At 54.8% G+C, this 17,919-nt stretch carries 12 protein-coding genes, 1 tRNA gene and 2 rRNA genes; 3 read left to right on the forward strand and 12 right to left on the reverse strand.

The features are described from left to right. Nucleotides 1-39 precede the first annotated feature (39 nt). The 7 genes from ACVV26_RS20895 to pepQ all read right to left on the reverse strand — a co-directional run bounded on the left by ACVV26_RS20895 (nt 40) and on the right by pepQ (nt 9,225). Nucleotides 40-2,948 (reverse strand): 23S ribosomal RNA (locus ACVV26_RS20895). Nucleotides 2,949-3,158: 210 nt separating this feature from the next. Then, nucleotides 3,159-3,234: transfer RNA gene (locus ACVV26_RS20900), tRNA-Glu, on the reverse strand. Between the two features lie 80 nt (nt 3,235-3,314). After that, nucleotides 3,315-4,856, reverse strand: a 16S ribosomal RNA gene (locus ACVV26_RS20905). The 16S and 23S rRNA genes sit together here with 1 tRNA gene alongside, the layout of an rRNA operon. A 377-nt stretch (nt 4,857-5,233) precedes the next feature. After that, the gene (gene hemG, locus ACVV26_RS20910; protein ID WP_474799161.1) at nt 5,234-5,779 is read right to left on the reverse strand and encodes a menaquinone-dependent protoporphyrinogen IX dehydrogenase; all 546 of its coding nucleotides are present in this window, start codon (nt 5,777-5,779) and stop codon (nt 5,234-5,236) included. Between the two features lie 12 nt (nt 5,780-5,791). After that, nucleotides 5,792-7,243, reverse strand: a complete 1,452-nt coding sequence (trkH, locus tag ACVV26_RS20915; RefSeq protein ID WP_183172374.1) for a Trk system potassium transporter TrkH — start codon at nt 7,241-7,243, stop codon at nt 5,792-5,794. A 39-nt stretch (nt 7,244-7,282) separates the two neighbouring features. Continuing rightward, nucleotides 7,283-7,894 carry an IMPACT family protein gene (locus tag ACVV26_RS20920; protein ID WP_474799162.1) on the reverse strand — a complete coding sequence of 204 codons (612 nt, stop codon included), beginning with the start codon at nt 7,892-7,894 and terminating at the stop codon, nt 7,283-7,285. Further along, nucleotides 7,894-9,225 (reverse strand): Xaa-Pro dipeptidase, encoded by a 1,332-nt coding sequence (gene pepQ, locus ACVV26_RS20925; RefSeq protein WP_474799163.1) that lies wholly within the window; start codon nt 9,223-9,225, stop codon nt 7,894-7,896. The genes ACVV26_RS20920 and pepQ overlap by 1 nt, the downstream gene beginning before the upstream one ends. A gap of 191 nt (nt 9,226-9,416) precedes the next feature. Between pepQ and fadB the strand changes: the two genes are divergently transcribed. Next, nucleotides 9,417-11,606 (forward strand): fatty acid oxidation complex subunit alpha FadB, encoded by a 2,190-nt coding sequence (fadB, locus tag ACVV26_RS20930; RefSeq protein WP_474799164.1) that lies wholly within the window; start codon nt 9,417-9,419, stop codon nt 11,604-11,606. 10 nt (nt 11,607-11,616) lie between these two features. Beyond that, complete coding sequence (fadA, locus tag ACVV26_RS20935; protein WP_474799166.1) at nt 11,617-12,780, forward strand: acetyl-CoA C-acyltransferase FadA; 1,164 nt, start codon at nt 11,617-11,619, stop codon at nt 12,778-12,780. 117 nt (nt 12,781-12,897) lie between these two features. Here the strand turns inward: fadA and fre are convergent, their stop codons facing one another. Both fre and ubiD read right to left on the reverse strand, forming a co-directional pair. Next, entirely contained in the window at nt 12,898-13,599 is a 702-nt protein-coding gene (fre, locus tag ACVV26_RS20940) for an NAD(P)H-flavin reductase (protein ID WP_474799167.1), read from the reverse strand. Between the two features lie 45 nt (nt 13,600-13,644). Beyond that, complete coding sequence (gene ubiD, locus ACVV26_RS20945; protein ID WP_312984606.1) at nt 13,645-15,141, reverse strand: 4-hydroxy-3-polyprenylbenzoate decarboxylase; 1,497 nt, start codon at nt 15,139-15,141, stop codon at nt 13,645-13,647. Between the two features lie 170 nt (nt 15,142-15,311). Between ubiD and rfaH the strand changes: the two genes are divergently transcribed. After that, on the forward strand, nt 15,312-15,800 hold the full coding sequence (rfaH, locus tag ACVV26_RS20950) for a transcription/translation regulatory transformer protein RfaH (protein ID WP_312984500.1): 489 nt from the start codon (nt 15,312-15,314) through the stop codon (nt 15,798-15,800). On the opposite strand, the gene tatD is transcribed toward rfaH, so the two are convergent. Genes tatD through tatB form a run of 3 tightly spaced genes read right to left on the reverse strand, consistent with a single transcriptional unit; the run spans nt 15,801 to nt 17,918 of the window. Beyond that, the gene (tatD, locus tag ACVV26_RS20955; protein ID WP_474799168.1) at nt 15,801-16,583 is read right to left on the reverse strand and encodes a 3'-5' ssDNA/RNA exonuclease TatD; all 783 of its coding nucleotides are present in this window, start codon (nt 16,581-16,583) and stop codon (nt 15,801-15,803) included. A 40-nt stretch (nt 16,584-16,623) separates the two neighbouring features. Further along, on the reverse strand, nt 16,624-17,388 hold the full coding sequence (tatC, locus tag ACVV26_RS20960) for a Sec-independent protein translocase subunit TatC (protein WP_312984503.1): 765 nt from the start codon (nt 17,386-17,388) through the stop codon (nt 16,624-16,626). Between the two features lie 2 nt (nt 17,389-17,390). Beyond that, nucleotides 17,391-17,918, reverse strand: coding sequence for a Sec-independent protein translocase protein TatB (gene tatB, locus ACVV26_RS20965; protein WP_474799169.1), 528 nt, complete (start codon nt 17,916-17,918; stop codon nt 17,391-17,393). Nucleotide 17,919: the final 1 nt, after the last annotated feature.

Genomic DNA, 17,919 nt, shown 5'->3' on the forward strand with positions numbered 1-17,919 from the left:
TCTCTCAATCACCCAGCACCAAAACCACTCTGGCGTTGTAAGGTTAAGCCTCACGGCTCATTAGTACCGGTTAGCTCAACGCATCGCTGCGCTTACACACCCGGCCTATCAACGTCGTCGTCTTCAACGTTCCTTCAGGAGACTTAAAGTCTCAGGGAGAACTCATCTCGGGGCAAGTTTCGTGCTTAGATGCTTTCAGCACTTATCTCTTCCGCATGTAGCTACCGGGCAGTGCCATTGGCATGACAACCCGAACACCAGTGATGCGTCCACTCCGGTCCTCTCGTACTAGGAGCAGCCCCCCTCAATTCTCCAGCGCCCACGGCAGATAGGGACCGAACTGTCTCACGACGTTCTAAACCCAGCTCGCGTACCACTTTAAATGGCGAACAGCCATACCCTTGGGACCTACTTCAGCCCCAGGATGTGATGAGCCGACATCGAGGTGCCAAACACCGCCGTCGATATGAACTCTTGGGCGGTATCAGCCTGTTATCCCCGGAGTACCTTTTATCCGTTGAGCGATGGCCCTTCCATTCAGAACCACCGGATCACTATGACCTGCTTTCGCACCTGCTCGCGCCGTCACGCTCGCAGTCAAGCTGGCTTATGCCATTGCACTAACCTCCTGATGTCCGACCAGGATTAGCCAACCTTCGTGCTCCTCCGTTACGCTTTAGGAGGAGACCGCCCCAGTCAAACTACCCACCAGACACTGTCCGCAACCCGGATCACGGGTCCACGTTAGAACACCAGCCATTAAAGGGTGGTATTTCAAGGATGGCTCCACGCAGACTGGCGTCCACGCTTCAAAGCCTCCCACCTATCCTGCACATCAAGGACCAGTGTTCAGTGTCAAGCTATAGTAAAGGTTCACGGGGTCTTTCCGTCTTGCCGCGGGTACACTGCATCTTCACAGCGATTTCAATTTCACTGAGTCTCGGGTGGAGACAGCCTGGCCATCATTACGCCATTCGTGCAGGTCGGAACTTACCCGACAAGGAATTTCGCTACCTTAGGACCGTTATAGTTACGGCCGCCGTTTACCGGGGCTTCGATCAAGAGCTTCGCGTTGCCGCTAACCCCATCAATTAACCTTCCGGCACCGGGCAGGCGTCACACCGTATACGTCCACTTTCGTGTTTGCACAGTGCTGTGTTTTTAATAAACAGTTGCAGCCAGCTGGTATCTTCGACTGGCTTCAGCTCCACGGGTAAACCGCTTCACCTACATGCCAGCGTGCCTTCTCCCGAAGTTACGGCACCATTTTGCCTAGTTCCTTCACCCGAGTTCTCTCAAGCGCCTTGGTATTCTCTACCTGACCACCTGTGTCGGTTTGGGGTACGATTTCGTGTTACCTGATGCTTAGAGGCTTTTCCTGGAAGCAGGGCATTTGTTACTTCAGCACCGTGGTGCCTCGTCATCACGCCTCAGTGTTAACAGCATTCCGGATTTACCTGGAACACCCACCTACACGCTTAAACCGGGACAACCGTCGCCCGGCCAACATAGCCTTCTCCGTCCCCCCTTCGCAGTAACACCAAGTACAGGAATATTAACCTGTTTCCCATCGACTACGCCTTTCGGCCTCGCCTTAGGGGTCGACTCACCCTGCCCCGATTAACGTTGGACAGGAACCCTTGGTCTTCCGGCGAGCGGGCTTTTCACCCGCTTTATCGTTACTTATGTCAGCATTCGCACTTCTGATACCTCCAGCAGACCTCACAGTCCACCTTCGACGGCTTACAGAACGCTCCCCTACCCAACAACGCATAAGCGTCGCTGCCGCAGCTTCGGTGCATGGTTTAGCCCCGTTACATCTTCCGCGCAGGCCGACTCGACCAGTGAGCTATTACGCTTTCTTTAAATGATGGCTGCTTCTAAGCCAACATCCTGGCTGTCTGGGCCTTCCCACATCGTTTCCCACTTAACCATGACTTTGGGACCTTAGCTGGCGGTCTGGGTTGTTTCCCTCTTCACGACGGACGTTAGCACCCGCCGTGTGTCTCCCGTGATAACATTCTGTGGTATTCGTAGTTTGCATCGGGTTGGTAAGCCGGGATGGCCCCCTAGCCGAAACAGTGCTCTACCCCCACAGATGAATTCACGAGGCGCTACCTAAATAGCTTTCGGGGAGAACCAGCTATCTCCCGGTTTGATTGGCCTTTCACCCCCAGCCACAGGTCATCCGCTAATTTTTCAACATTAGTCGGTTCGGTCCTCCAGTTAGTGTTACCCAACCTTCAACCTGCCCATGGCTAGATCACCGGGTTTCGGGTCTATACCCTGCAACTTAACGCCCAGTTAAGACTCGGTTTCCCTGCGGCTCCCCTATACGGTTAACCTTGCTACAGAATATAAGTCGCTGACCCATTATACAAAAGGTACGCAGTCACCCCATAAATGAGGCTCCCACTGCTTGTACGTACACGGTTTCAGGTTCTTTTTCACTCCCCTCGCCGGGGTTCTTTTCGCCTTTCCCTCACGGTACTGGTTCACTATCGGTCAGTCAGGAGTATTTAGCCTTGGAGGATGGTCCCCCCGTATTCAGACAGGATGTCACGTGTCCCGCCCTACTCATCGAGTTCACAGCACATGCGCTTTTGTGTACGGGACTATCACCCTGTACCGTCGGACTTTCCAGACCGTTCCACTAACACACATGCTGATTCAGACTCTGGGCTGCTCCCCGTTCGCTCGCCGCTACTGGGGGAATCTCGGTTGATTTCTTTTCCTCGGGGTACTTAGATGTTTCAGTTCCCCCGGTTCGCCTCGTTAACCTATGTATTCAGTTAACGATAGTGCAACGAATTGCACTGGGTTTCCCCATTCGGACATCGTCGGTTATAGCGGTTCATATCACCTTACCGACGCTTTTCGCAGATTAGCACGTCCTTCATCGCCTCTGACTGCCAGGGCATCCACCGTGTACGCTTGGTCGCTTAACCTCACAACCCGGAGCAGTTTCTGCTTCGTGCTGCAAGTGTTTGAGAGACTCTGGCATGGCATCGTCATTCCTTATTACGGAGAAATGCGACGGCATGCCGTTTCAATTTTCAGCTTGTTCCGGATTGTTAAAGAGCAAATACTTCGCAATACACACAGGGTGTATTCTGAAGTATCACGGGCGCGCACCTTTCACTTGCGTACCAAGCAGGTGGCGTCCCTTAGGGGATTCGAACCCCTGTTACCGCCGTGAAAGGGCGGTGTCCTGGGCCTCTAGACGAAAGGGACATACATCTTTCGCAGACACCCTGCTTCTTACTTTCTATCAGACAATCTGTGTGAGCACTGCGCGGGTGGTATCTTTAAGGTAAGGAGGTGATCCAACCGCAGGTTCCCCTACGGTTACCTTGTTACGACTTCACCCCAGTCATGAATCACAAAGTGGTAAGCGCCCTCCCGGAGGTTAAGCTACCTACTTCTTTTGCAACCCACTCCCATGGTGTGACGGGCGGTGTGTACAAGGCCCGGGAACGTATTCACCGTGGCATTCTGATCCACGATTACTAGCGATTCCGACTTCATGGAGTCGAGTTGCAGACTCCAATCCGGACTACGACGCACTTTATGAGGTCCGCTTGCTCTCGCGAGGTCGCTTCTCTTTGTATGCGCCATTGTAGCACGTGTGTAGCCCTGGTCGTAAGGGCCATGATGACTTGACGTCATCCCCACCTTCCTCCAGTTTATCACTGGCAGTCTCCTTTGAGTTCCCGGCCGGACCGCTGGCAACAAAGGATAAGGGTTGCGCTCGTTGCGGGACTTAACCCAACATTTCACAACACGAGCTGACGACAGCCATGCAGCACCTGTCTCACAGTTCCCGAAGGCACTTCCGCATCTCTGCAGAATTCTGTGGATGTCAAGACCAGGTAAGGTTCTTCGCGTTGCATCGAATTAAACCACATGCTCCACCGCTTGTGCGGGCCCCCGTCAATTCATTTGAGTTTTAACCTTGCGGCCGTACTCCCCAGGCGGTCGACTTAACGCGTTAGCTCCGGAAGCCACGCCTCAAGGGCACAACCTCCAAGTCGACATCGTTTACGGCGTGGACTACCAGGGTATCTAATCCTGTTTGCTCCCCACGCTTTCGCACCTGAGCGTCAGTCTTTGTCCAGGGGGCCGCCTTCGCCACCGGTATTCCTCCAGATCTCTACGCATTTCACCGCTACACCTGGAATTCTACCCCCCTCTACAAGACTCAAGCCTGCCAGTTTCGGATGCAGTTCCCAGGTTGAGCCCGGGGATTTCACATCCGACTTGACAGACCGCCTGCGTGCGCTTTACGCCCAGTAATTCCGATTAACGCTTGCACCCTCCGTATTACCGCGGCTGCTGGCACGGAGTTAGCCGGTGCTTCTTCTGCGGGTAACGTCAATGAAAGCGGTTATTAACCACTCTCCCTTCCTCCCCGCTGAAAGTACTTTACAACCCGAAGGCCTTCTTCATACACGCGGCATGGCTGCATCAGGCTTGCGCCCATTGTGCAATATTCCCCACTGCTGCCTCCCGTAGGAGTCTGGACCGTGTCTCAGTTCCAGTGTGGCTGGTCATCCTCTCAGACCAGCTAGGGATCGTCGCCTAGGTGAGCCGTTACCCCACCTACTAGCTAATCCCATCTGGGTTCATCTGATGGCAAGAGGCCCGAAGGTCCCCCTCTTTGGTCTTGCGACGTTATGCGGTATTAGCTACCGTTTCCAGTAGTTATCCCCCTCCATCAGGCAGATCCCCAGACATTACTCACCCGTCCGCCACTCGTCAGCAAAGCAGCAAGCTGCTTCCTGTTACCGTTCGACTTGCATGTGTTAGGCCTGCCGCCAGCGTTCAATCTGAGCCATGATCAAACTCTTCAATTTAAAAGTTTGATGCTCGTGAATTAAACTTCGTAATGAATTACGTGTTCACTCAGAGACTTGATAATTCTATGTGCATCCGAAGATGCTGAGATATCAATCCTGCGAGTGCCCACACAGATTGTCTGATAAATTGTTAAAGAGCAGTGCCGCTTCGCTTTTTCTCAGCGGCGCGGGGTGCGTATATTACGACTTCCCGCTTCAGAGTCAAGCGTTAATTTTCGCTTTTCCCTGCCGAACTCCCCGGAGGGACTTCACTGACCGGCCGGCTCATTCGCCGTTGTTCCGTGTCAGTGGTGGCGCATTATAGGGAGTAATCAGAATCTGACAAGTGTTAAATTCAAAAAAGTTTTTGTTCGCTCACTTTCCAGGCGATACGTCTATTTAACGCGCCTTTCGGTCGATAAACGTGCGATATCGCCCGCAAAACTGGTGACTTGCTGCCAGTCGGTATAGACCACTTCTTTAGACGTATCGGTTTCTCCGCCCGTCATCTTCATAATCAGGCGGATCATCATCTTGTCGAGCCAGCCGTAGCGCGGGTAGCGCAGCGCACCGGCAAACACCGCGCTGATATCAGGCCGCCAAGGGGATTGCATCAGGAACTTCCGCGTATAGTTGTTGGTTTGCGGCGTACGCTTCTCGGCTTTACGCGCCACCAGGTTGACCGAGAAGAACGCGCTCGGCATTCCGTTCAGCGTCTGGAAGTGCTTTTTCACAAAGGCGTTGAGGGACGAATGAAAATGACCGTAGCGGATAGACGCGCCAATCACCACCGCCGAATAGCTATCCCAGTGGATTTCCTCGGTGCGGTGCAAATTCACCAGGTCACTTTCAATCCCTTGGTCTTTTAACTCTGAGCTAATAAAAGCGGCGATCTCACGGGTCTGTCCATCACGCGAAGAGAACAATATTAAGGTTTTCACGATACGCTCCAGTTATTCGCGCCAGAATGTTGGGGTAAAAAGCACCAGGAGGGTAAAGACCTCAAGACGCCCGAACAACATATTGGCGATCAAAATCCATTTCGCCACCGGGTTCATGTTGGCAAAGTTATCTGCCACCACGCCAAGGCCAGGCCCAAGGTTATTCAGCGTAGCCACCACAGAAGCAAAGGCAGAGAAGTCATCCACACCCGTCGCGATAATCGCCAGCATACTGACAATAAATACCAGCGCATAGGCGGAGAAGAAGCCCCATACCGCTTCGAGAATACGTTCGGGTAGCGCACGGTTGCCGAGCTTGATGCTATACACGGCATTGGGATGCACCAGCCTTTTCAACTCGCGGTTGCCTTGTTTAAATAAGAGAAGAATACGGATGACCTTCAGCCCGCCGCCCGTCGACCCCGCACAGCCGCCGATAAATGCAGAGCACAACAGCAGGACCGGCAAAAACAGCGGCCATTTGGCGATACTGTCGGTGGTAAAGCCCGCCGTGGTCGCCATCGACACCACCTGGAAAAACGCCTGGTTGAGCGTAGTGACAGCCGAACTGTAGATGTCATGGAACCACAGCACCAGCGTGCAGATCACTACCAGGGTAAACTGCACGCCGATAAACATCCGAAACTCCGGGTCACGCCAGTACACCTTCAGGTTACGGCCACTCAGCAATGAGAAATGCAGGCCGTAGTTACAGCCAGAGATTAATAAGAAGATGGCGATGATGGTGTTAATTGTCGGGCTGTCGAAATAGCCGATGCTGGCGTCATGGGTAGAAAACCCGCCAATCGCGATTGTGGCAAAGCTATGGCCGATGGCGTCAAAGGCTGGCATCCCGGCAAACCACAGCGCCAGCGCACAGGCTACAGTCAGTAATACATAAATGAGCCACAGCGTTTTTGCCGTTTCGGCGATACGCGGGCGCATTTTGTTATCTTTCAGCGGGCCGGGCATTTCCGCACGATACAGCTGCATCCCCCCGACGCCGAGTATCGGGAGTATCGCCACGGCCAGTACAATGATCCCCATACCGCCAAACCATTGCAGCATCTGGCGGTAAAACAGAATGGCGTGCGGCAGCGAATCCAGCCCCACCAGCGTGGTCGCGCCGGTGGTGGTTAACCCGGAGAAGGATTCAAAGAAGGCGTCGGTGACAGTCAGGTTGGGCTGTTCAGAAAAGATAAACGGTAATGCCCCGACGCTGCCCAGCACCGTCCAGAACAGGACCACAATCAAAAAGCCTTCCCGGGATTTGAGCTCTTTTTTCTCACGGCGGTTCGGCCACCACAGCATGGAACCAATCACCAGCGCCACAAAGAAAGTTTGGGTAAATGCGCGCCCGGCGCCGTCGCGGTAGATCAACGCCACCAACCCCGGCAGGATCATGGTCCCTGAAAACAGAATCACCAGTAGCCCTACGATGCGGGTAATCGCGCGAAGTTGCATTAGCCACTTCCTTAGAAGTCAAAAAAGAGGTGTGGATTATTATTCAATCGGTAACAAATGCAATGCGCCGCGACTAAAATCCGTAAGCTTTGCTGTAAATTCCGCCAGTTGCAGATGCGGCAGCGCGATGCGTAACTGCACGCTGGCCTGAAAATCGCTGTGCACAATCAGACCATTATGCTGCTTAACCAGTGCTTCAACGCCCGCCAACTGCGCATAATCACACTGCAAAGTATATTCAGTCAGCGGCACTTTGCGCAGCGTGGAGAGTTGCGTCAGCGCCTGCTGAACGCCGCCGCCATAGGCCTTTACCAGACCACCGGTGCCGAGCTTCACGCCACCATAATAGCGGATCACCACGGCGCTGATTTCCCCTACCCCGCTCCCCATAAGCTGGGCCAGCATCGGCTTGCCCGCCGTGCCTGCGGGCTCGCCGTCATCCGAAAAACCTAACTGCTGCGAATCATCCGGCGCCCCCGCCACCCAGGCAAAGCAGTGGTGCCTCGCATCGGGATACTCCGCGCGCATCTGCGCCACAAACGCTTTTGCCGCCTCCACGCCTGGCGTATGCGCCAGGCGGATAATAAAGCGGCTCTTTTTAATCTCTTCCGTCAGGGTGACCGGCTGCGCCGGGATAAGCCAGCTATCCATCAGGCGAGTTTCAGATCCCGCGTCATGTTTTCAATACTGTTTTCATGGATCACGACGTTATCTTCAATACGAATCCCGCCAAACGGCTTCAGCGCGTCGATTTTCTGCCAGTTGAAGTGTTTCGCGTATTGCCCTTCGCGCCACGGGGCCAGCAGCGACTCAATAAAGTAAATGCCTGGCTCAATGGTCAGCACCATGCCCGGCTCAAGCACGCGGGTGCAGCGCAGGTACGGATATTTTGCCGGGGCAGGAAGATGAGTGCCGCTGTTATCCTGCATAAAGCCTGCTACATCATGCACCTGTAGACCCAGCGGATGCCCAATCCCGTGCGGCATAAACGGTCCGGTAATATCGGTTTCCACCATGGCTTCTTCGCTGATATCGGTGACGATCTGATGACGCTTCAATAATTTGGCGATGCGCTGATGGAACTGCACATGGTATTCGGTATAACGCACGCCCGCTTTCATGGTCGCGATCAGCGCCAGTTGTTCTTCATTAACGTCTTTAATCAGCTGCGCATAGTCGTTATCGCTGTTCGCCGCCCAGGTGCGGGTCAAATCCGCAGCATAGCCGTTGTATTCCGCCCCGGCGTCAAGCAGGAAGCTGCGCATTTCAGAAGGCGCGCGGTGGTCGAGTTTGGTGTAGTGCAGCACGGCGGCATGTTCGTTCAGCGCCACGATATTGCTATACGGCACATCGGTATCGCGATGACCGGTGGCGGTGAGATACGCCTGGTTGATATCGAACTCGCTCATCCCGGACAGGAACGCTTCGTGCGCCGCCTGGTGCCCGTTTACCGCCGTTTTCTGCGCTTCACGCATACAGGCCAGTTCATAGTCGGTTTTATAAGAGCGGTAGTAATGCAGGTAATCAATCAGGCCTTTCGGGTTGATATTGTCGGCAGGAATCTCCAGCTGAAGCGCGCGCTCAGGCACCGGCCCGATATACGCCATGTTACCGCGCGCCGCAGGCAGTTGGCTGGCAATGCCGTCGGCTTTCGGCAGCGCAACAATGTCGATTTCCTCGGTCCAGAACGAGGTCGGCAACGGCTCGACGTTGTGCCAGTAATCCACCGGCAGATAAAACCACAGTTTGGGCTTATTCACGCCATCTACCAACAACCAGCAGTTTGGCACCTGGGTGACGGGCACCCACGCCTTGAACTGCGGATTCACTTTGAACGGATACGGATGGTCATCAAGAAAGACATTAAACAGCTCACCGGAGTGGATCAGTAGCGCATCAAGTTGAAAACGAGAGAGCACATCCCGCGTGCGTTCCTGTAGCGTCGCCAGGTGATTTTTATAAAGTGTGGCCAGCGAATCCATAATCTACCCTTCTTCTTGTTCAACAATAAATTCTCGCATATTAGCACACCGATTCAGCACCGCAGTGATTTCGACCATCCGTGATCCCCTTTGCAAATATTTAAAAAGTCATTTGCATTTCATTAACATCAATTCCACACTCCGACTCATCTGGTACGACCAGATCCCCATGCTGGATTCAGGAGACTGACATGCTCTACAAAGGCGACACCCTGTACGTTAACTGGCTGGAAGACGGCATCGCCGAACTGGTGTTCGATGCCCCCGGCTCAGTAAACAAACTTGATACCGCGACGGTTGCAAGCCTCGGCCACGCGCTGGATGTATTAGAAAAACAAAGCGAACTCAAAGGCCTGCTGCTGCGCTCAGAAAAAGCGGCATTTATTGTCGGCGCGGATATTACCGAATTCCTTTCGTTGTTCCTGGTTCCGCAGGAGCAACTTAGCCAGTGGCTGCATTTTGCCAATAGCGTCTTTAATCGCCTGGAAGATTTGCCGGTACCGACGCTGTCCGCCGTTAACGGTTATGCGCTGGGCGGCGGCTGCGAATGCGTGTTAGCCACCGACTACCGTATCGCCACGCCGGATCTGCGTATTGGCCTGCCGGAAACCAAGCTGGGGATCATGCCGGGGTTTGGCGGCTCGGTGCGTCTGCCTCGCCTGCTGGGTGCGGACAGCGCGCTGGAAATCATTGCTGCGGGTAAAGACGTGGGCGCTGAACAGGCGCTGAGCGTCGGCCTGGTCGATGCGATTGTTAAACCCGAGAAACTGGTCGACGGCGCGTTAAGCGTATTGCGTCAGGCCATTAACGGCGATCTGGACTGGAAAGCGAAGCGCGCACCGAAGCTGGAGCCGCTGCACTTAAGCAAAATCGAAGCTGCCATGAGCTTTACCATCGCCAAAGGCATGGTGATGCAAACGGCAGGCAAACACTACCCGGCACCCATCACGGCGGTGAAAACCATCGAAGCCGCTGCCACGCTGGGCCGTGATGAAGCATTAAAATTAGAAAACCAAAGCTTTGTTCCGCTGGCGCACACGCCGCAGGCGCGCGCCCTGGTGGGAATTTTCCTGAACGATCAGTACGTAAAAGGCCTGGCGAAGCAGCAGTCCAAATCGGTCGAGACGCCGAAACAGGCGGCTGTGCTGGGCGCGGGGATTATGGGCGGCGGCATCGCTTATCAGTCCGCGTGGAAAGGCGTACCGGTGATCATGAAGGATATTAACGACAAATCGTTAACGCTTGGTATGACAGAAGCCGCCAAACTGCTGAATAAACAGCTTGAGCGCGGTAAAATCGACGGTCTGAAACTGGCTGGCGTGATCTCTACCATTCACCCGACCCTGGACTATGCCGGGTTCGAGCGTGTGGATGTCGTGGTTGAAGCGGTTGTCGAAAACCCGAAAATCAAAAAAGCGGTGCTGGCGGAGACTGAAGACAAAATCCGTCCGGATACCGTACTGGCATCGAACACCTCCACCATCCCGATTAGCGAATTAGCCAGCGCGCTGAAGCGCCCGGAAAACTTTTGCGGAATGCACTTTTTCAACCCGGTACACCGTATGCCGCTGGTTGAAGTGATCCGCGGCGAGAAAACCTCTGACGACACTATCGCCAAAGTGGTGGCGTGGGCCAGCAAAATGGGTAAAACCCCGATTGTGGTTAACGACTGCCCTGGCTTCTTCGTCAACCGCGTGCTGTTCCCTTATTTTGCCGGCTTCAGTCAGTTGCTGCGTGACGGCGCGGATTTCCGCCAGACCGATAAAGTGATGGAAAAACAGTTTGGCTGGCCGATGGGCCCGGCATACCTGCTCGACGTGGTCGGCATTGATACCGCGCATCACGCTCAGGCAGTCATGGCGGCAGGCTTCCCGCAGCGAATGGCGAAAGATTATCGCGATGCGATTGATGCCCTGTTCGACGCTGGTCGTTACGGTCAGAAAAACGGTCTTGGCTTCTGGCGTTATAAAGAAGACAACAAAGGCAAACCGCGTAAAGAGCAGGACGAGGCCGTGGAAGGCCTGCTGGCGGAAGTCAGCCAGCCGAAGCGCGAGTTCAGCGATGAAGAAATTATCGCCCGCATGATGATCCCGATGGTCAACGAAGTGGTGCGTTGCCTGGAAGAAGGCATTATCGCCAGCCCGGCGGAAGCGGATATGGCGCTGGTTTACGGTCTCGGTTTCCCTCCGTTCCACGGTGGCGCATTCCGCTGGCTGGATACTCTGGGCAGCGCCAAATATCTGGATATGGCTCAGCAATATCAACACCTCGGTCCGTTGTATGCGGTGCCGGACGGTTTGCGCGCCAAAGCGCGTCTCAACGAACCGTATTATCCCCCGGTTGAACCCGCGCGCCCGGTTGGCGATTTGAAAACGGCTTAAGGAGCGAAAGATGGAAAAGGTGGTAATTGTTGACGCAATCCGCACCCCGATGGGCCGTTCCAAAGGCGGCGCGTTTCGCCAGGTGCGGGCGGAAGATCTGTCGGCGCACTTGATGCGCAGCCTGCTGTCGCGTAACCCGGCGCTGGAGCCTTCAGCGATTGATGATATTTACTGGGGTTGTGTGCAGCAAACCCTGGAGCAGGGTTTTAACATTGCGCGTAACGCCGCGTTGCTGGCGGAAATCCCTCACCGCGTACCGGCGGTAACGGTTAACCGCCTGTGCGGATCGTCGATGCAGGCGCTGCACGATGCCGCACGCATGATCATGACCGGCGATGCCCAAACCTGCCTGATCGGCGGCGTGGAGCATATGGGCCACGTGCCGATGAACCACGGCGTAGACTTCCACCCCGGCCTGAGCCGCAACGTGGCGAAAGCCGCGGGCATGATGGGCCTGACGGCGGAAATGCTGGCGCGGATGCACGGCATCAGCCGTGAGATGCAGGATAGCTTTGCCGCCCGCTCGCACCAGCGCGCATGGGCAGCGACTCAGGCCGGACATTTCAAAAATGAGATCGTCCCGGTTAGCGGCCATGACGCCGACGGCGTACTGAAGCGCTACGACTACGATGAAGTGATCCGCCCGGAAACCAGCGTGGAAAGCCTGGCGACGTTGAAACCCGCGTTCGATCCGGTCAGCGGAACGGTCACCGCAGGGACGTCTTCTGCCCTGTCCGACGGTGCAGCAGCCATGCTGGTGATGAGCGAAAGCCGCGCCAGGGAACTGGGCCTGACGCCGCGCGCGCGTATCCGCTCAATGGCGGTGGTCGGTTGCGATCCGTCGATTATGGGTTACGGCCCGGTTCCAGCCTCGAAGCTGGCGCTGAAGAAAGCGGGCCTGAGCGCAGCGGATATCGATCTGTTTGAGATGAACGAAGCGTTTGCCGCACAGATCTTACCATGCATTAAAGATCTGGGCTTGATGGAGCAGATCGACGAGAAGATAAATCTCAACGGCGGTGCCATCGCGTTAGGACATCCGCTGGGATGTTCCGGGGCGCGTATCAGCACCACGCTGATTAACCTGATGGAACGCAAAGACGCGCAGTTTGGGCTTGCCACGATGTGTATTGGTTTAGGTCAGGGCATCGCGACGGTGTTTGAGCGGGTTTAAGTGTTACACGACACCGTAGCGGCAGGAAATAAAACGCCGCTACGGTGACAAAGGCAAGAAAGAAAAGAGTTTAGTTGCCGTTCTTCCCGCCTGTCAGGGGCGGGTTTTTTTATACGATCAAATAAACGAAAACGCGTCGCCAAACATCCGGTCTTCACGCGCGCCACGCTCGTTGCAGAACAGGTCGCGGGCAATTTTCGCCATCTCAAAGCGCCCGGCAATATAGATGTCGTGCTCGCTCAGCGTACCGAAATCCTGCATTACCGCCGTCAGCACCGTTCCGCTGCGTCCACGCCACGCTTCTTCCGGCTGTTCCACTACCGGCACCACGCAAAGATTCGGGTGGTTAACCGACAGCGCTTCCAGCTCGGCTAAATCGTAGAGATGTTTTTCCTCGCGGCCGCCCCAGTAAATGGCGATTTCACGGGAAGGGTTACGCGCCAGCGCGGTAAACAGAATAGAACGCACATAGGAGAACCCGGTGCCGCCCGCGATTAAAATCAGCGGACGATCGTCTTCGTCACGCAGCCAGGCATCGCCGTGGGGAATATCGATGACGATCTCGCGGTCTTTAAGAATGCGGTCCATCACTGCCATCGCGTAGAGATTAAGCTCCGATGCGCCGATATGCAGTTCGATAAAACCCTGCTCGTCCGGCGTTGAAGCCATCGAGAACGGGCGCTTGTCGCGCTCGTCCATCACCACCATCAGGTACTGGCCTGCACGAAAAGAAAAAGGTGAGTCGGGTACTAAACGAACGCGGTACACGGTTTCTGTGATCGCGTCCACCGAGGTCACTTTACAGCTTAAGGTTGTCATGCGTTCCCTCTGTCGGGTCAATATTGCAAAACCGCAACGGTTGCGTCAGGCGCTTTTACCGTCATTAAAAATGGCCAGTTGATCCCAGATGGCGTCGATACGTTCGACCACCGCCGGATCTTTTTGAATCGGACGACCCCATTCACGCTGGGTTTCGCCGGGCCATTTGTTGGTGGCGTCCAGTCCCATTTTTGAACCCAAACCGGAAACCGGCGAGGCAAAATCCAGGTAATCGATCGGCGTGTTTTCTACCAGAACGGTGTCGCGCGCCGGGTCCATACGGGTAGTGATGGCCCAGATTACATCGTTCCAGTCACGCGCATTGACATCGTCATCACAGACAATGACAAACTTGGTATACATAAACTGCCGCAGGAATGACCACACGCCCATCATCACGCGTTTGGCGTGTCCGGCGTATTGCTTCTTCATGGTCACTACCGCCAGGCGATAAGAGCAACCTTCGGGCGGTAGGTAAAAATCAACAATTTCCGGGAATTGTTTCTGCAAAATCGGCACGAACACTTCGTTCAACGCCACGCCCAGTACCGCGGGTTCATCCGGCGGACGTCCGGTATAGGTGGAGTGATAAATCGCATCTTCGCGCTGGGTTATGTGCGTCACCGTGAACACCGGGAAGTTATCTACTTCATTGTAGTAGCCAGTATGGTCGCCATACGGCCCTTCCGGTGCCATTTCACCCTGCTCGATATACCCTTCGAGCACAATCTCCGCGCTGGCGGGCACTTCAAGATCGTTGGACAGACATTTCACCACTTCGGTTTTGGTACCCCGTAGCAATCCGGCAAAAGCGTATTCCGACAGCGTATCCGGCACCGGCGTCACTGCGCCAAGAATGGTAGCCGGATCGGCCCCTAATGCCACCGAGACAGGGAAACGTTCGCCAGGATGCGCCGCGCACCACTCCTGGAAATCCAGCGCACCGCCGCGATGGGAAAGCCAGCGCATAATCAGCTTGTTTTTACCGATCAACTGCTGGCGATAGATACCCAGGTTCTGGCGCTCTTTGTGCGGGCCACGGGTGACGGTAAGCCCCCAGGTAATGAGCGGTGCGGCGTCTTCAGGCCAGCACTGCATAATTGGAATGCGGGTTAAATCGACTTGCTCGCCCTGAAGCACTTTTTGCTGGCAAGGCGCGCCGCGCAGCCGCTTCGTCGGCATATTCAGAACTTGTTTAAACTGCGGCAATTTATCAAACAGATCGCGAAATCCGCGCGGCGGCTCGGGTTCTTTTAGAAAGGCGAGCAGTTTGCCCACTTCACGCAACGCCGTGACATCCTCCTGCCCCATCCCCATTGCGACGCGCTTCGGCGTGCCGAACAGGTTGCAAAGCACCGGCATGTCATAACCCTTTGGATTTTCAAAAAGTAATGCGGGCCCACCGGCACGTAGCGTGCGGTCAGCAATTTCAGTCATCTCAAGATGAGGATCGACAGCCAGCGAGATGCGTTTCAACTCGCCTTGCTGCTCAAGCAGCGTAAGGAAATCGCGCAGATCGTGATATTTCATGCAGTTATTTATGCCTTTTCGTTTAGCGCTTCATTATACGGTGTTCGTCGCAGGCATGCTGTAATTTTGTTAAATTAGCGTGAACTGACACGAGGGCACCTTTCGTTTTGGTTATAATGGTTTTAGCTATCTAAAAGGAGTTTTGATATCCTTTTGCGCCTGATAATCGAAGAAGAGTGTTTATGCAATCCTGGTATCTACTGTACTGTAAACGAGGTCAACTTCAGCGTGCCCAGGAGCATCTGGAACGCCAGGCGGTGACCTGCCTCACACCGATGATCACGCTGGAAAAAATGGTGCGTGGAAAACGCACTACAGTCAGTGAACCGCTGTTCCCAAACTACCTGTTTGTCGAATTTGACCCGGAAGTCATCCACACTACGACGATTAACGCCACCCGTGGCGTCAGCCACTTTGTACGCTTCGGCACCCAGCCAGCCACCGTACCGGTTACCGTTATTGACCAGCTGGTACAATACCAGTCTGAAGAGATAACCGATCCGGGCACACCCTATCCCGGCGATACCGTTGTTATCACCCACGGCGCGTTCAAAGGCCTGAATGCGATCTTTACCGAGCCTGACGGCGAAGCGCGCTCCATGCTGCTGTTAAATCTGCTCAATCAACAGGTGCTGCAAAGCGTGCAGAATACCGAGTTCAAAAAGCAATAATCAGAAGCGGATGCCAAACAGCGTTCGCACATTCTCGTCCGTTTGCTGGATCAATTGCTGCGCGTCTTCACCGCGCCACATCGCCGACTGGCTAATAATATGCGGCAGATAGCACGGCTCGTTTCGGCGCGATGAGGGTTTGGCTGGCAGGTCGCGCGGCAGCAGCCAGGGCGCATCGGTTTCGAAAAACAGTTTATTAGCGGGTATCATCGGCAGCAATTCGCGCAGTTCAAGCCCGCGACGTTCATCGCATACCCACCCCGTAATACCTAAATAAATCCCTAAATCCAGGCACGCCCTCGCTTCTTCTCGCGTACCGGTAAAGCAGTGCAGCACTGCGCCCGGCAACTTATCAAGCCAGGGCGTCAGCAGGGCGATAAACCGCTCATGGGCATCGCGACAATGCATAAACACCGGCAGCGATAATTCCGCCGCCAGCGCCAGTTGAGCGGTGAACGCCCGCTCCTGATCTTCTGGCGTAGAGTAATTGCGGTTGAAATCCAGGCCACATTCGCCGATAGCGACGACTTCCGGCGCTTTTGCCAGTTCGCGCAGCGCATCAGCGGTTTCCGGCAGCCAGTGGCTGGCGTCATGGGGATGAACGCCCGCAGTCGACCAACAGCGATCGTAGCGGCTGGCAAGCTGCTGCGCCTGTTGACTTTCGTCCAGGTTGGTACCGGTTATTAACATACCTGACAAACCTGCGGCGAAAGCCCGCGTCACCACGTCATCCCGATCTTTATCAAATTGCCCGCTGGTGAGGTTGACGCCAATATCAAACATGCCATTTATCCTGTAAAAAACCGCCCGGAGGCGGTTTCAATTATTCTTTAGACTCTTGCGTCTCTTCTTCTTCCGTCGGTTCCCGTCGTTTGCCAACGTAGAAGCGGGCAAAGAACACCCCGACTTCAAACAGAAAATACATCGGGATCGCCAACAAGGTTTGCGAGAAGACATCCGGCGGGGTCAGCAGCATACCCACGACAAACGCGCCCACTAACACATAAGGACGCTTTTTACGTAAGTCGTCTGGCGTGGTGACGCCCAGCCAGCACAGCAGCACAATGGCAACCGGGACTTCAAACGACACGCCAAACGCTAAAAACAGCGCCATAACGAAGCTCAGGTAGCTGGCGATATCGGTTGAAACCACCACGCCGACCGGCGCGGTATGGGTCAGGAAGCCAAACGCCAGCGGGAACACCACGAAATAGGCAAACGCCATACCGATGTAGAACAGCAGCGTACTGGAAACCAGCAGCGGCACCACTAAACGGCGTTCATGCTTGTACAGCGCCGGGGCGATAAATGCCCATACCTGGTAGAGGATCACCGGTGCGGACAGGATCACCGACACCATCATGGTCAGCTTGATCGGCGTGAAAAACGGCGATGCCACATCAGTCGCAATCATGGTTGCGCCCTGTGGCATCTGGCTTATCAACGGCGCGGAGACCAACTGATAGATATCGTTAGCGAAATAGACCAGCGCCAGGAAGATCGCCAGAATCGCAATAACGCAGTTCAGCAGACGCTTACGCAGTTCAATCAGGTGACTGATTAGGGGTTGAGTATCTTCTACAGCCATGTTCAGGATTTTTCACTTGAGGACGACGGCGCGGCGTCTGCCGGAGAAGACGTCGAAGCCGGTGGCGCTTTGGTCAGATCGACAGGCTGTTCAACAGCCGGAGTCGGTTTTTGTGCCGACGCGCTCGCCTGATTTTCTGCCGTAGCTGGCGTAACGCCTTCATGCGCCGCTTCGTTGTCTTTCACAATCGGATTATGAATGGTGTGTGCTTCGTCATGCGCCTTTTCCGGGTCATTCGCCGTATAGGTGCGTTTCATTGACTCTGCCGCTTCACGCAATTCATCCATGGAAGCCTTGAGCTCTGGGGTGAGATTATTAAGGCTCGCTTTCTCAACTTTCTTGAGACTGTCCTGGAATTCCTGGAGTTTTAACTCCTGGGTCAGCTCATTCTGCACGGTGGTGGCAAGGGAACGTAGCGCCCTCACCCACCCGGCAATGGTTTTGACCGCAACAGGCAAACGTTGCGGCCCCAACACAATGAGGCCGATGACAAAGACAAGAACCAGCTCACCGAAACCAATATCGAACACG

The organism is Atlantibacter sp. MEI4A-1023 (assembly GCF_056155425.1).

Bases quoted from the DNA above. Each gene is read 5' to 3' on its own strand.
- trkH (WP_183172374.1), bottom strand. From the start codon at position 7,243: ATGCAACTTCGCGCGATTACCCGCATCGTAGGGCTACTGGTGATTCTG.
- ACVV26_RS20920 (WP_474799162.1), bottom strand. From the start codon at position 7,894: ATGGATAGCTGGCTTATCCCGGCGCAGCCGGTCACCCTGACGGAAGAG.
- pepQ (WP_474799163.1), bottom strand. From the start codon at position 9,225: ATGGATTCGCTGGCCACACTTTATAAAAATCACCTGGCGACGCTACAG.
- fadB (WP_474799164.1), top strand. From the start codon at position 9,417: ATGCTCTACAAAGGCGACACCCTGTACGTTAACTGGCTGGAAGACGGC.
- fadA (WP_474799166.1), top strand. From the start codon at position 11,617: ATGGAAAAGGTGGTAATTGTTGACGCAATCCGCACCCCGATGGGCCGT.
- fre (WP_474799167.1), bottom strand. From the start codon at position 13,599: ATGACAACCTTAAGCTGTAAAGTGACCTCGGTGGACGCGATCACAGAA.
- rfaH (WP_312984500.1), top strand. From the start codon at position 15,312: ATGCAATCCTGGTATCTACTGTACTGTAAACGAGGTCAACTTCAGCGT.
- tatD (WP_474799168.1), bottom strand. From the start codon at position 16,583: ATGTTTGATATTGGCGTCAACCTCACCAGCGGGCAATTTGATAAAGAT.
- tatC (WP_312984503.1), bottom strand. From the start codon at position 17,388: ATGGCTGTAGAAGATACTCAACCCCTAATCAGTCACCTGATTGAACTG.